The sequence below is a fragment of the Actinoallomurus sp. CA-142502 genome (assembly GCF_050936355.1).
Classification (GTDB): domain Bacteria; phylum Actinomycetota; class Actinomycetes; order Streptosporangiales; family Streptosporangiaceae; genus Actinoallomurus; species Actinoallomurus iriomotensis.
In genome coordinates, this window is sequence record NZ_JBNJMY010000001.1 from 4191265 (window position 1) to 4205382 (window position 14118).

13 protein-coding genes are annotated in these 14118 nt (G+C 70.9%); 3 read left to right on the forward strand and 10 right to left on the reverse strand.

Annotated features, from left to right (window positions below; translation table 11 throughout):
- Positions 1-37: 37 nt before the first annotated feature.
- Positions 38-924 (reverse strand): IS5 family transposase gene (locus ACQEV1_RS20280; RefSeq protein ID WP_433395192.1). Its coding sequence is split into 2 segments (ribosomal slippage): positions 38-555 and positions 555-924, totalling 888 coding nucleotides; the frame shifts between segments, so codons are not numbered across the junction.
- Positions 925-1130: 206 nt separating this feature from the next.
- Between ACQEV1_RS20280 and ACQEV1_RS20285 the strand changes: the two genes are divergently transcribed.
- Positions 1131-1331 (forward strand): hypothetical protein, encoded by a 201-nt coding sequence (locus ACQEV1_RS20285; RefSeq protein ID WP_433395194.1) that lies wholly within the window; start codon positions 1131-1133, stop codon positions 1329-1331.
- Positions 1332-1592: 261 nt separating this feature from the next.
- Here the strand turns inward: ACQEV1_RS20285 and ACQEV1_RS20290 are convergent, their stop codons facing one another.
- Positions 1593-3035 (reverse strand): MFS transporter, encoded by a 1443-nt coding sequence (locus ACQEV1_RS20290; RefSeq protein ID WP_433395196.1) that lies wholly within the window; start codon positions 3033-3035, stop codon positions 1593-1595.
- A 56-nt stretch (positions 3036-3091) separates the two neighbouring features.
- Complete coding sequence (locus tag ACQEV1_RS20295) at positions 3092-3715, reverse strand: GntR family transcriptional regulator (RefSeq protein WP_285616722.1); 624 nt, start codon at positions 3713-3715, stop codon at positions 3092-3094.
- A 128-nt stretch (positions 3716-3843) separates the two neighbouring features.
- Between ACQEV1_RS20295 and cmk the strand changes: the two genes are divergently transcribed.
- Both cmk and der read left to right on the forward strand, forming a co-directional pair.
- A complete protein-coding gene (gene cmk, locus ACQEV1_RS20300) occupies positions 3844-4539 on the forward strand; it encodes a (d)CMP kinase (RefSeq protein WP_285566337.1) in 696 nt (231 codons plus the stop codon).
- Between the two features lie 5 nt (positions 4540-4544).
- The gene (gene der, locus ACQEV1_RS20305; protein ID WP_285618831.1) at positions 4545-5918 is read left to right on the forward strand and encodes a ribosome biogenesis GTPase Der; all 1374 of its coding nucleotides are present in this window, start codon (positions 4545-4547) and stop codon (positions 5916-5918) included.
- A 55-nt stretch (positions 5919-5973) separates the two neighbouring features.
- Here der and ACQEV1_RS20310 read toward each other — a convergent pair whose 3' ends face one another.
- From ACQEV1_RS20310 to ACQEV1_RS20340, 7 genes are all read right to left on the reverse strand, one after another.
- Positions 5974-6567 carry a GTP-binding protein gene (locus ACQEV1_RS20310; protein WP_285566335.1) on the reverse strand — a complete coding sequence of 198 codons (594 nt, stop codon included), beginning with the start codon at positions 6565-6567 and terminating at the stop codon, positions 5974-5976.
- A complete protein-coding gene (locus ACQEV1_RS20315) occupies positions 6548-7021 on the reverse strand; it encodes a DUF742 domain-containing protein (protein ID WP_285616720.1) in 474 nt (157 codons plus the stop codon). Before ACQEV1_RS20315 ends, ACQEV1_RS20310 begins: the two co-directional genes overlap by 20 nt.
- Positions 7018-7434 carry a roadblock/LC7 domain-containing protein gene (locus ACQEV1_RS20320; RefSeq protein WP_285566332.1) on the reverse strand — a complete coding sequence of 139 codons (417 nt, stop codon included), beginning with the start codon at positions 7432-7434 and terminating at the stop codon, positions 7018-7020. The genes ACQEV1_RS20315 and ACQEV1_RS20320 overlap by 4 nt, the downstream gene beginning before the upstream one ends.
- Positions 7431-9932, reverse strand: a complete 2502-nt coding sequence (locus ACQEV1_RS20325) for a sensor histidine kinase (RefSeq protein ID WP_433395200.1) — start codon at positions 9930-9932, stop codon at positions 7431-7433. Before ACQEV1_RS20325 ends, ACQEV1_RS20320 begins: the two co-directional genes overlap by 4 nt.
- Before the next feature lie 220 nt (positions 9933-10152).
- The gene (locus tag ACQEV1_RS20330) at positions 10153-11751 is read right to left on the reverse strand and encodes a prenyltransferase/squalene oxidase repeat-containing protein (RefSeq protein ID WP_285616717.1); all 1599 of its coding nucleotides are present in this window, start codon (positions 11749-11751) and stop codon (positions 10153-10155) included.
- The gene (locus tag ACQEV1_RS20335; protein ID WP_433395202.1) at positions 11748-12653 is read right to left on the reverse strand and encodes a terpene synthase family protein; all 906 of its coding nucleotides are present in this window, start codon (positions 12651-12653) and stop codon (positions 11748-11750) included. Before ACQEV1_RS20335 ends, ACQEV1_RS20330 begins: the two co-directional genes overlap by 4 nt.
- Before the next feature lie 90 nt (positions 12654-12743).
- Positions 12744-14003: a cytochrome P450 gene (locus ACQEV1_RS20340; protein WP_285616714.1), complete on the reverse strand. Its 1260-nt coding sequence runs from the start codon at positions 14001-14003 to the stop codon at positions 12744-12746.
- Positions 14004-14118: the final 115 nt, after the last annotated feature.

The window sequence follows — 14118 nt, forward strand, 5'->3', positions numbered from 1 at the left end:
ACCGAGTGCCGGCAAAGCCTGGTGACCGGGCCGGCGCCTAGGGCCTGTTTTGTGGATCTTGGTTGAGCCACAAGATGAGGCTGGCGATGGTCACCACACTCCGATAATGAGCAGCGAGTTTTTCATAGCGGGTGGCGAGTCCGCGGAAGCGTTTGAGCTGGTTGAAGCAGCGTTCGACGACGTTACGGCGCCGGTAGATCTCCTTGTCGAAGCCGCAGCGGCGCCATCCGCGGCGGGCACGGGCGGCGAGCTGGTCACGGCGTTCGGGGATGGTGTGGGCGATCCGGCGGCGGCGCAGGTAGAGGCGGATCTTGTTGGTGGAATAGCCCTTGTCGGCGATGAGGTGCAACGGCCGGATGCGAGGCCGCCCCACGTGCTTACGGGGAATCCGGATCGCTTCGATGACCTCGATCAGACGGGTGCAATCGTTGATGTTGCCCCCCGTGATCACGAATGACAGTGGCAGGCCGCGGCCATCGCAGGCCAGGTGGATCTTGGTGGTCAGCCCACCGCGGGATCGTCCGAGCGCCCGGTCCGTTTGGTGATCTTGCTGCCCGTTCGTCCCGGCGGTGTCCCCTTTTTGCGGGCGCCGGCGGCGTGCTGGTGAGCGCGCACGATGGTCGAGTCCACGCAAACGCCCGTCATGTCCACTTCACCGATCGCGTCGTCGTGGACCTGGACATGTTCCAACAGGCGATCCCATGTCCCATCGGCTGACCAGCGGCGGAACCGTTGATAGACCGTCTGCCAGGGCCCGTACCGCTCCGGGATGTCCCGCCAATCAGCGCCCGTGCGGATCTTCCACACGATCCCGTTGACCACCTGCCGGTGATCCCGCCACCGTCCGCCCTGACGCGGATGAGCAGGCAACAACGGCTCAATCCGCGCCCACGCGGCATCACTCAGCTCATGACGACGCACCATGACACGCCATCAACCCACACTCCTCGCCCAAGATCCACAAAACACGCCCTAGGCGGTGGTGTCCGTTCTCATCCCCGACCGGCCCGCGCCGTCCGCGTCCACCCGGTGGAGAACGCGTCCGTGCCTTCCGGCAGCCGCGCCCGGCCGCGGCCGCGCCCGCGATCGCGGTGAGCCCCCGCGCCCCTCACGGTGCCGTCGGGCGGGCTGTGCCCGTCGGCACGCCCTCGGCGTCGTGGCTCGGCTCGCCGGACCGTCGCCACGGCGGCGGCATAGCGGCCGACGAGGCGCTCGTTCCCGCCGGTAGCACCGCCGACGGCGACGACGCCATCGAGTGCGCGGCGCTACGTCCACCGCGATTGCTGTTCCAAGCGCCGGAGGTCAGCACCCAGGTCGCGACGATCGAGTAGCCCGACCGGCGGGAGGTGGGTGTTCCTCCCCGCCATCGGATCCACCTGCCTTCGGCGCGTGATGCACAAGTGGTGACGCATCACCAGGAATCACTCGTTCAGATGAGCGTGACACCCACGGCGGCACAGCGCTTGGCGGACGAGTCGCGGGCGCGTCGGAGGCCCGGTGCGACCATCGGGCGCCGGCAGAGCATGGCGACCGGGCCGGCGCCTAGGCGGTGGTGTCGGTTCGAATCCCTGACCGGTGCGGTGGTGCTGTTCCTAGCACCGGGGCCGCGGTGATCGAGCCCGGCCGGCCGGTCGGTGGGGTCGAGTCGGGTGTGGCTTCCGGTGTGGTGCGGCGCTTGGTGGACGAGTCGCGGGCGTGTGGGTGGTCGGTGCCGGGCTGAGCGGTCGCGCGGCGCGTTCGCCGGTGCGTTCGCCGGGTGCCGGCCGGAGCCGCCGCCACGGGCGCAGTAGCAGCGTCAGCCGTACGGTGCCGATGACGATCATGCAGGTGATCGGGGCGAAGGCGAGCTGGAACGACGGGGCGTCGTAGGTGCCCCCGGCGGCGTCGAGCAGCGTTCCGGCGCTCAGTGAGGCGCTCATCGCCGCGGAGAAGCCGCCGATGTTGACCACACCCGAGGCGATGCCGCCCCGGCTCGGCGGGTTCGCGTCCCGGGCCAGGTCGAAGGCGAGCATCGACGCCGCGCTGCCGACGGCGCTGACGAGGACGAGGACGACCGCGAACGCCACGGGCAGGTGTCCGCCCGGCCAGGTGACCGCGGTGACCCAGACGACGGCCAGGGCTGCGGCGACGGAGACGATCAGCCGCCCGCGCAGCTGAGGCCGGCGGCCGGCCAGCCAGCCGAAGGCGGGCGCGACCACCAGCGGCGCCGCGGCGGTCAGCGTGAGCGTCAGCCGGGCGGGTCCGGCGCCCATGCCGAGGCCCTTGACCAGGTACGGGTAGCCCCACAGCGTCGCCAGCACCATGAACGCCGACATGAGTGTGAAGTGCGCCCACACGGCGGTGCGCGTCCCGCGTTGCCGGACCACCTCGCGCAGGTCGGCCAGTATCGGGTTCGCCGCGCTGGAACGCTCCATCGCCGGTGCCGGGTGGTCGGCGATCCACCACCACACGACGATGGCGAGAGCGGCGCTGAGCACGGCGGTGCCGAGGAAGGTCGGGGTCCAGCCGAACGAGCGCAGGGCGGCCGACAGCGGGACGGTGCCGCCGACCTGGCCGAGCGATCCGGTCATCGCGGTCAGCGCGGTGAGCACCGCGAACCTCCGCCGGGGGAACCAGGAGGCGGCCAGGCGCACCACGCTGATGAAGGTGAAGGCGTCACCTAGGCCGACCAGGCCACGGCCGAGGACGGCGAGCGGCAGCGAGGCCGCGAAGGCGAACAGGGTCTCGCCGAGGGCCATGCACAGCAGCGCGGCGCCGAGCATCCGGCGCGGGCCGAACCGGTCGGCCATGATGCCGCTCGGGACCTGCATGACCAGGTACACGCCGAGCTGCAGGATCGCGAAGCTGGACAGCGCGGTCGCGCCGACGCCGAAGCGCTGCTGGGCGGCGAGGGCCGCGACGCCGAGGCTCGTACGGTGGAAGAAGGCCACGAGGTAGACGAGGGCGCCGACGCCCCACACGCTCCACGCGCGGCGGCCGCCGAGGGGATGGGACGAGGACTGCGGACGGGGCGGCGACAAAACCGCGACGTTCACTTTTCACCTTTCGGGGGGCAGGGGTGTGCTCGGCGGGATGCGGTGGCGGGGTTCGGTCAGGAGCGGGCGCGCAGGGCGGATCCGGCGGTCTGCAGATGCCGGTGGATCGCGGCGCGGATCCGGCGGCGGTCGCCCGAGCGGACGGCGTCCAGGATCTCGGTGTGGTCCCGGATCGCGTCCGCGGCGCGTACGGGGTCGTCGGCGGTGAGGCGGGCCATGCGCAGCTGACGGTCGCGCAGCGAGTCGTACAGCTGGGTGAGGATCTCGTTGCCGGCCGCGGCGACGAGCGAGCGGTGGAAGCACCGGTCGGCGTAGGCGAACTCCCGGCCGTCGCCTGCGGCGGCGTGCCGTCGCATGTCCTCCAGGAGCCGCGTGAGCTCGCCGACGAGCTCGGGCCCGATGTCGGCCCGGCCGGCGGTGAAGGTCTCCACCAGCTCGCGGGTCTCCAGCACGTCGGAGATCTCCTGTGGGGAGACCGGCAGGACCAGTGCGCCGCGCTTGGGGTAGAGGCGTACGAGGCCTTCGGTCTCCAGGCGGAGGAGGGCCTCGCGCACCGGGGTACGGGACACCCCGACCGCCGTGGCGATCTCACCCTCGCTCAGCAGCGCGCCGCCCGGGTAGGCGCGATCGAGGATGGCCTGCTTCACGTGGTCGTAGGCCCGGGAGGTCGCAGTGCTCATCTTGTATCTATGTTACATACAAGACGCATGCGACGTCGCGCGGGCTTGCCGAAGTGCGGATCAAGCCGGCCCGCCGTACCGGTAGCCTCAGACGTTGGCCGGTCGGTACGGGAGAGGAAGCACACGAGATGCTCGTCATCGCCATGGACGGCCCCTCGGGTTCGGGCAAGTCCAGCGTGTCCAAGGGTGTGGCACGTGCCCTGGGGCTGCGTTACCTCGACACGGGCGCGATGTACCGCGCGGTGACGTGGTGGATGCTACGCCAGGGCGTCCCGCTCGACGACCAGGCCGCGATGGCCGCTCGCGCGGGCGAGCCCGTGCTGAGCGTCGGCACCGACCCCGACGCCCCGTCGATCTCGGTCGATGGCACGGACGTCGCGGGGCCCATCCGCACCGGCGAGGTCACCGGCGCCGTCAGCGCCGTGGCCGCGGTCCCGGAGGTGCGCCGGCGCCTCGTCGCGCTGCAGCAGGAGATCATCGGCACCGGCGGTATCGTGGTGGAGGGTCGTGACATCGGCACGGTCGTCGCGCCGGACGCGGCGGTCAAGATCTACCTCACCGCGAGCGCCGAGGCCCGCGCGCAGCGCCGCAGCAAGGAGCTGACCGGCGCCTCCGTCTCCGCGACCCAGGCCGACCTGGCCCGCCGTGACCACCTCGACTCCACCCGCAAGACCGACCCGCTGGCGCGCGCGGCCGACGCCGTGGAGGTCGACACCACCAGCCTGACCCTTTCCGAGGTCATCACCGAGGTCGTACGGATCGCGAAGGGCGCCGACGCCGGCGACGCGGTGCGGGAGGCCGTGTACGGCGAGGAGCGCCCGTGACCGAGATGGAGCACGCCGATGTCCTGGACATCGGCGACAATGTGGAGCACGACGTCGCGCCGCCACCGGTCGTGGCCGTCGTCGGCCGGCCGAACGTCGGCAAGTCCACGTTGGTCAACCGCATTCTGGGCCGCCGTGAGGCGGTCGTGGAGGACGTGCCCGGCGTGACCCGCGACCGGGTCGCCTACGACGCCGCGTGGGGCGGCCGCCGCTTCACCGTGCTCGACACCGGCGGCTGGGAGCCGAAGGCCGAGGGCCTCGCCGCCGCCGTCGCCGACCAGGCGCGCCTGGCGGTCGACGCCGCGGACGTCGTGCTGTTCGTGGTCGACGCGACGGTCGGCGCCACCGACACCGACGAGGCCGTCGTGGGCGTCCTGCGGCGCGCCGACAAGCCGGTCGTGCTGGCGGCCAACAAGGTCGACGACGCGCGGGCGGAGGCGGACGCCGCGACGCTGTGGTCCCTCGGACTGGGCGAGCCGCTCGTCGTCTCCGCCCTGCACGGGCGGGGGAGCGGCGACCTGCTCGACGCCGTGCTGAACGCCCTGCCGGAGGAGGCGCCGCCGGAGACGTACGGTGTCGCGGGCGGGCCACGCCGCGTCGCGCTGCTCGGCCGGCCCAACGTCGGCAAGTCCAGCCTGCTCAACCAGCTCGCCGGTGAGAACCGCGTCGTCGTCGACTCCGTCGCCGGCACGACGCGTGACCCGGTCGACGAGCTGATCGAGCTGGGCGGCCGCACCTGGAAGTTCGTCGACACGGCCGGCATCCGGCGGCGGGCCCGCGAGTCGCAGGGCGCCGACTTCTACGCCACGCTGCGCACCCAGTCGGCGCTGGACCGGTCCGAGGTCGCGGTCGTGCTCATCGACGCGAGCGAGCCGCTCGCCGAGCAGGATCTGCGGATCATCACCATGGTGATCGAGTCGGGCCGCGCGCTGGTCCTGGCCTTCAACAAGTGGGACCTGGTGGACGAGGAGCGCCGTCACTTCATCGACCGCGAGATCGACCGGCAGCTCCACCACGCGCGCTGGGCGCCGCGGGTCAACATCTCGGCCCGTACGGGACGGCACGTCGAAAAGCTCGTGCCCGCCATCGAAACGGCGCTGGAGGGCTGGGGTGAGCGCGTGCCGACCGCACGGCTCAACTCCTTCATGACCGACCTGGTGGCGGCCAAGCCGCACCCCGTACGCGGCGGAAAGCAGCCGCGCGTCATGTTCGCCACGCAGGCGGGCGTGCAGCCGCCGCGGTTCGTGCTGTTCACGACGGGGTTCCTTGAGGCGGGCTACCGGCGATTCGTCGAGCGCCGGCTGCGCGAGGACTTCGGCTTCGAGGGCACGCCCATCGAGATCAGCATGAAGATCCGGGAGAAGCGCCAGCGCAAGTGAGACGAGCGAGCCCCCGGCCCGGCGCGTGGCCGGGCCGGGGGCTCGCGGCGCCGTCTCAGACGGAGGCGCCGACCTTGCGGCTCTCCATCGCGTGCTGGACCAGCGCGATCAGCACCTTCTTGCCCGACTCCCGCACCCGCGCGTCGCAGAGCATCACCGGCACCTTGGAGCCGAGGTTCAGCGCGGCCTCGACCTCCTCCAGCTCGTACTGCTTGGCGCCCTCGAAGCAGTTCACCGCGACGATGAACGGGATGTTGCGCCGCTCGAAGTAGTCGACGGCGGGGAAGCAGTCCGCGAGCCGTCGTGTGTCGGCGAGCACGACCGCGCCGAGAGAGCCGATCGCCACCTCGTCCCACATGAACCAGAACCGCTCCTGCCCGGGCGTGCCGAACAGGTACAGCATGAACTGGTCCTTGATGGTGATGCGGCCGAAGTCCATCGCGACGGTGGTGGTGGTCTTGCCCTCCACGCCCGCGATGTCGTCGACGCGTACACCCTTGTCGGTGAGGATCTCCTCGGTGCGGAGCGGTTTCGTCTCCGAGACGGCCCCGACCATGGTGGTCTTTCCGGCGCCGAAGCCGCCGGCGATGAGGATCTTGATCGCCTTGGGCAGTCTCCGGCCCTGTCGATCAAAGCGCATGGAGTCCATCGATCACTGCCCTGTACATCTGCTCGTCGGTCATGAAGTCGGTGTCGGTCTGCGGGTCCTGAACCGTGATGAGCCCCTTGTCGAGGAGGTCGCCGAGCAGCACGCGTACGGTGACGGTCGGGAGCTTGAGGTGGCCCGCGATCTCGGCGACCGACAGCACCTGCTCGCAGAGGCGCACCACGGCCTGGTGCTCCGGGCCCAGGCCGAGTTCCGGCGACGCGGGCAGGCCCGTGGCCTCCACCATCGTCACCAGGTCGAACTTGCCGCGTACCGGCTGCATCCGCCCGCTGGTCATCACGTACGGCCGGACCAGCGGCCCGGCCTGGTCGTCCAGCCAGCGTTCTTCGTCGTCGACCCCGCCGGCGGGAGGCTCGGCCGGCCGACCGGCAATGCTGTCTTCGCCGGCCTCCGTGCCCGGGAACTCCTCGCCGGGGGGTTCGCCGGGCGAGGTCACGACGAAGCCTGCTCGGAACTACGGGACGCGGCGGTCAGATGGTGGCCGAGTCCGGTGACGAGCATGGCCATCTCGTAGGCGATGAGTCCGATGTCGGCCTCCTCGGTGCTGAGCACCGCCAGGCAGGCACCCTGCCCGGCGACGGTCACCAGGAGGTACGCCGACCGCATCTCGACGACGGTCTGCCGGACGGGACCGCCGTCGAAGCGCTCGCCCACTCCCTTGGCGAGCGACTGGATGCCGGCCGCGACCGCCGCCAGATGCTCGGCGTCCTCGTGTTCGAACTCCCGTGAGGCCGCCATCAGCAGGCCGTCCGCGGACAGCACGATGGCGTGCTGCGCCTCGGGTACGCGTTTGATCAGGTCGTCGAGCAACCAGGCCAGATCGGCGGAGGGGTCTGTCTTTTGCGTCACTGGTTGTCCTCTTGGGCGTCTTCATCGGGTGTGGAGGTGTCGTCGGTCGCGTCGGTCCGCGACCGCGCCGCGTCGGTTCTGCCTCGGCGGGTGCCCGCCTGGAGTCCGCCGAACGACTTGCGGATCTCCTCCGGCGTGGGAACGTCGTCGTCCTGGGCCTCGCCGTCCGCGTCGGACGCCGAGGTCGGGCCGTCGGTGCGCAGCGCGGGGGAGATGCTGGCCTGGGGCACGCGGACCGGCAGGCCGCCGGGAGTGGTCTGTGAGGAGGACGCGGACGCCGGCTCGGCCGGCTCCGCGGGCTCGGCCTCTCGCGGCGTCGTGGACGTACGCCGGGGGAGCGGCGGCAGGGTGCCGGACTTGCCGTTGGCCGACGCCGTGCTGGGCGCGGCGGCCGAGGGCTCGCTCGCCGGCCCCGTCGCCTCGGCGGACGCCGAAGTGGCCGACCGCGCCGACGCTGGGGTGGACGGCTCGGCTGGGGACGGCAGGGCGGGGGGCTCGAGCACGGTGGCCTCCGTGACGCGGGCGGGCACGTCGTCGTACGACGTGGCGGTCATGCCGCCGGCCGTGACCCCGACGGGTACGCCGGCGGCCGCGGCTCTGGTCTCGCGCTCGCCGTCGGCGCCCTCGACCACCAGTTCGTGCGGGATGAGCACGACCGCGGTGGTGCCGCCATAGGAGGAGTGCTTGAGCGAGACCTTGACGTCGTAACGCATGGCCAGCCGGCCGACCACGTACAGCCCGAGGTGGGCCGAGCTGGACAGGTTGAACTCGGGCGGGTCGGTGACACGTTCGTTGATGTCGGCGAGGATCTCGTCGGTCATGCCGAGCCCGCGGTCCTCGATCTCCACGGCGTACCCGTGGGCGACCGGGTGGCCGCTGACCTGCGCCTGGGTGTACGGCGGCGAGAAGGAGACGGCGTTCTCGATCAGTTCGGCGAGGAGGTGGACGATGTCACCGACGGCCCGGCCGGCCAGGGCGACCTCGCCCATCGGCATCACCGTGACCCGGGTGTAGTCCTCGACCTCGGCGACGGCGGAGCGGACCACGTCGATCATCGGCACCGGGCGGCGCCAGCCACGGGCGGGCGTCGCGCCGGAGAGGACGATGAGGTTCTCGGCGTTGCGCCGCATCCGGGTGGCAAGGTGGTCGACGTGGAACAGGTCCTCCAGCTCAGCGGAGTCGTCCTGGCGGCGCTCCATGGTGTCCAGCAGGGTCAGCTGCCGGTGGACGAGCGCCTGGGAGCGGCGCGCCAGGCTGAGGAGGATGTCGCGGATGCCGCGGCGCAGCTCGGCCTGCTCGACTGCGGTGCGGATCGCGGTCTCCTGCACGGAGTTGAACGCGTGGCCCACCTGGCCGACCTCGTCCTCGCCGAATCGCAGCGGTGGCGCCTCGGAGGCGACGTCCACCTTCTCGCCGCGTCCGAGCCGTTCCACGACGCCGGGCAGCCGTTTGTCGGCCAGCTCGCGGGCGGCGATGCGCAGCTTCTCCAGCTGTCGCATGAGGTCACGTGCCGTGGTGATCGACACGATGATCGACGCGATGACCGCCAGGAGACCGAGACCACCGGCGAGCAGGAGGCGGACGATGACCCCGATCGCGATCGGCGTGGCGCGATCGACCAGCTTGTCGCCGTAGTCGAAGACCGCCTTGGACAGCTGCGTGGTGGTCGGGTCGGCGACGGCACGCCACTGGGCCGAGGTGACCGGCGCGGGGTGGTTCAGCCTGCTCTTGTTCAGCAGGGTGTTCTCGAGAGCGCGCATACGCGTGAAGGGACCGTCCGAGGTCAGTACCTCGTAGGTGGCGCGGTCGCTGCCCTCGATGGCCTCGAGCGCCTTGCCGAAGGTGTACCGCTGGGCTCCGATGACCTGGACGAGCTGGAGGTATTCGCTGCGGGCCAGCCGTCCGGACGCGAGGACCCCCGAGACCAGCGCGTTCTCCTGCGACACGACCTCCGCCGCCCGGTTGAGCTGGAGGGAGACACGCACGTCCTTGGCGTACTTCTTGTCGTCGAGGCTCGCCAGCGAGTCGTCGATCGTGAACAGGCTCTCGACGGCCGCGCTGTAGGCGTTCTGCGCCTCCTCGAAGCCGATCATGCCGGAGTCGACCTTGGCCCGGTCCTGGGGAAGCTGGGAGAGCTGGGCCAACCCGGCGGCGATCGCCTGCTTCAGCGTCTTGTCCTGGGCCAGCTTCACGCGCCCCGCCTGCGCCAGTTTCCGGAACTTCGCCACGGCGTTGTCCGTGCGGAGCCGCTGGGAGCTGAGCGCGGCGCGCTGCTGGACGCCCGGAGCGCCCAGGCGGATCAGGGACAGCTGGCGCTCACGCTGGAGCTCGGGCTGCAGATCGACGATCGGCTGGGCGACGTTGCTGTTGAGCGTGGACACCCACAGCAGGTTCACGCCCTCCCGCAGGGTGACCCATGCCGCGAACACCCAGAGGGCGACCAGGGACATGAGCAGCGCGGTGATCTTGGTTCGCAGACGGGCGTTGCGCAAGCGCATTACAGCGGCCTCGGCAATATGAGGAGGGGGAACCGGAGGGCTGGATCGGGCTTCCAGCGGAATTGCAGCGAAATACCTATGACCCGTTTATGTCAATCTTACTTTGACCTCGCCATAGCGATCATGAACTCTAGCAACCGGAGATATCGGGTTCAAGGCGAATGGAGAGTTGCGAGACTTCTGTAACCCTTAATGCCCAGATGTCCGTTTTATTGGCAACTCAAGCTTCGAGAGTGAGCCCGTCTCGATGACTGAGATGAAGTGCCGCCAGCACGCCGGCCTTGACAACGGCGGTCGGCTGGTAAAGGTCTTTGTCATGCCATAGTGCCGGGCCTTCGGACTCGCGCGGACACCGAATGAGGTATGCGAATCCGCGGGTCGCCGCCCGCCGTATCTCATCCCATCCCACTTCTCGCCCGTGCCCGGTCGCGAGAAGGAGCTGCAGCGCGTAGGCGGTCTCCTCGGCCGTGCCGGCCCACCGGCCCCACGACCCGTCCGCCCGCTGCGTGGCCAGCGCCCAGCGTACGGCATGGCGAACCGCCTCGGCGGACCGAGGTCCGCCGAAGGCGTCCAGCGCGAGCGCCGTGCAGAAGGTGGCGTAAAAGGGTGAGGCGTGCCAGCGGTCGCGCCAGCTGCCGTCGGCGCGCTGCTGCCGACGCAGCCAGGCCGCCACCTTCGTGACCGTGTTCGCGCGCCGGGCGTCCTCCGGGCCACCCGCCACCCGTTGATACTGGCCGAAGGCCTCCAGCACATGGGCGTTCGTCGTGATCGAGACGCCGTCCTCCCCGGGCCAGGTGGAGAAGTGGTCGCCGGACTCGTACGCCCACAGCGGGTCGGGCGGCAGCGGGGTACCGGCCAGGGCGAGTGCGTAGAGCGCCACCGAGGTGGTGTCGGCGTCCTCCGGCAGGCCGGCCGCGGCCGCCGTTCCCCTCGGGCCGAGCGAGGTCGCCAGGCCGGCCACGAGCTCGGCGGGCGGATCGACCGGGACACCGGCGCGGATCAGCCAGGCGAGCACCCAGCCGCGCTCGAACACCGTCACGGGCAGGCCGCAGGGGACCGGCCCGGCGTGCGGTCGCACGGCCTCGCGGAGGAAGGCGACCGCCGGGGAGGCCGCCTCATCGTCCGGGTGGCCCAGCCACGCTGCGGTGGCGGCGGGCGAGGCGCCGACGCTGCCGGTCGTGTCGGGCCGGAACAGGGGATGGCGGTGCGCGGCGGGGGTGGCGACCTCCAACGCGTGGGCCAGCTTCTGCGGGAGGGGCTGCCCGGCGGACAGCCGGCTCCGGATCAGCCGGAGGGGCGCATCGCTGATGCCGGCGGGGACGCGCAGGCGTTCGGCGCCCGGCCACCGCCCCGCGGCGTCGCCCATGTCGTCCAGCCGCCGGTTGACGGACATGACCAGGCTCGGCACGATCAGCTCGATCGCGGGCATATCGGGAAGGTCGGCGGCGGTCAGCGCGCCGGGTCCGCGCAACCAGCGGAACAGAACGCGCAGTCCGACGGTCGCGGCGTCCTCCGTGCCGGGACGCCTCGCCGACAGGAGCGCGTCGGTCGCGCTCAGGGTCGGCACCAATGCGTACCCGGGTTCGGGGGAACCCCAGCCGCCGTCCGGCCGCTGGCTGAGCAGAAGGTGGTCGATCCGCTGGTCGTGTCCGGTCAGCCACGGGCTGAGGGCGACCAGGCGTCCCGTCTCGTACACCGAGGGGGAGACCTGGCCCCAGGGCTCGCGCAGAAGCCCGGCGAGGAGGTTCTCCGCCTCGGCCAGGATGTCGATGGCCGGGGTGGGCGGGACGGCGACGGTCGCCGTGCGCTCGGGGCTCACCGGGTGCCCCAGTAGTCGGTCGTGCCGTAGAAGCCCACATTGTGGCCGACCTGGCGCCGTAGATAGGCCGCCGGCTCGGGGAACCGCAGGGCCAGTTCCTCGCACATCTCGTCGCAGCGGGCGATGAGCTCCTCGGCCCGGCGGGTGACCTCCGCGGGCCCGAGTCCGAGCATGAGGCTGTTGAGGTCGCCCCACTCGACGTCGCGTGCGTGGCTGGCCAGATCGTTCAGCAGGCGCAGAGCCTGCTGCGCCTGCGCGCTGACCTCGGCCAGCCGGTCCATCTCCTCGGCGGTCGCCACGGCGTCGGTGTACGTCCAGTGCGAGACGTTGACGAGCGAGGCGCCGATGTTGTCGGCATTCGCGAGGTACTGCTCGAAGGTCGGGAGCGCCGCCCCGTCTCCGGCCGCATGGGCGGTCTTCCAGGTCCACTCGCGTGCGTTGGCGGACAGGTAGCGGTCGAGGTGCTCGGCCCAGACGCGCCGCAGCTCGCTCCAGTGCGGCCGGGCGGCCAGCTCGTCGCGCAGCCCCGCGAGCAGGCACTCCAGGGGCATGTCGGGATCCGGCGCCCCGCCCCGCCCCACCCGTGCGCAGCCGGCCACGATGGCATTGATCTCCTCGGCCGACGACGCCACGTAGTCCAGGAGCCAGTCGGCGGCGAAGCCCCACAGCGTGAAGCGCGTGGCCATCCTGAGCTCCTTCGCCGTGGCGTCGGGCGAGCCGAACGCGTGGGCGAGCGCGACGCCGCTGAACACCGTCGCGCCGAGCGGCCGGGCCGAGAACAGCGCCGGGTAGGCGGACACGCAGTCCTGCATGTCACGAAGACACTCCATCGCGACCGCGCAGATCTTGCCCCTGGCCTCAGCGGTGTCCAGCCCATCGCGTCTGGCGACGGAAGATGTCATCAACCTCTCCTGTCCGGGAACACGGTCAACGTCGCGCCAATGGATCACCCACGGAAAACGCGGGTGATGCGCGGTGAAACGCCGCGGCTTTCAGACGGTTGTCAGAATGAGTTCCACGCTTTCTTTCGGCCGGAGCGTGGCGCCGACGCGAGGAATGCGAGAGACGGCCGTACAGGACGTCGGCCGGAAACGCGCCAGAATGCCGGCGATGATGAGTTCGGCCTCCATATTGAACACATGCAGCCCGATGCATTTGTGTGGACCGGCGCCGAAGGGCACGTAGGCGTAACGATGATGTCCGGGCTCTCCGCCGAGGGCGGGATCGAACCGATCGGGATCGAATTCGAGCGGGCGTTCCCAGAACGCCTCGAGCCGATGGGTCAGGAACGGGCTGACGAGGACCGACTCGCCGGCCTTGATCGTGACGTCGCCCAGCGTCGTGGACTCGACGGCCCGCCGAGGGAACACCCACCCGGCCGGGTAGAGCCGGAGCAGCTCCTGCACGATCTGCCGGGTGTAGGTCAGGCCGGACAGGTGCTCGGCGCGTACCGGGCCGGACCCCACGACCGTGTCGATCTCCTCGTAGAGCCTCCGCGTCACCTCGGGATGGTCGTCGAGGAGCGGCCACAGCCAGGTCAGGGCGCCGATCGTCGTCTCGGTTCCGGTGGCGAACATGGCGAAGAGGTTGTCGCGGACCCATCGATCGCTGACCTCGGCGCCGTCGGCCTCGTGCGCGCGGCAGAGCACGGAGAAGAAGTCGCGTACCTCGTCGTCGCGCCAGCGCTGTTCGCGGATCAGCGGGTAGAGGACCTCGTCGAAGAGCCGTATGGCGCGCCGGAGCGCCCGGTCGCCCGGCACCGGGACCGAGAACGGCAGGAAGGGCAGGAGGAAACGGAACGCGATGGCCTTCACCACGGTCTCGAAGGCAGGTGTCAGCCGGGCGGCGTCCGCGGGCGTGATCTTGTTCCCGAAGAAGACACGAATGACGGTGTGGCTGACGATGTCGGACAGCTCGGCCATCGCGGCCACCGGTCGCCCGGTGCGTGCGTGCTCGGCGAGCCCGTCGAGAGACTCGTTGATGGCGGCGGCCATCTGGTCGGCCATCGAGTGGACGTACCGCCGGGTGAGTACGGGCTGGAGTGTCCTGCGGCTGAGTTTCCAGTCCGAGCCCTCGGACATGATGCTCCGGCCGAACAGCCGGCTCAGCGGCCGCCAGTACGTGCCCTCGCGCAGGAAGTTCGCGGCGTCGTCCAGCAGGATTTGCTGGACGTGGTCCGGGTGGGTCGCCAGGTAGACGTCGGCCACGCCGAAGTCGAGGCGAGCGACGCGACCGGCCGCCGCCCTTCCCATGCTTTCCACTTCCCCCATGGGATCGCGCAGTAGTCGCGGCAGATTGCGGTAGAGGCGGAAAGTTTCGGCCTGTGCGGCTGGGTCTGCGACGGCGATAGACATGACCGGACCTATG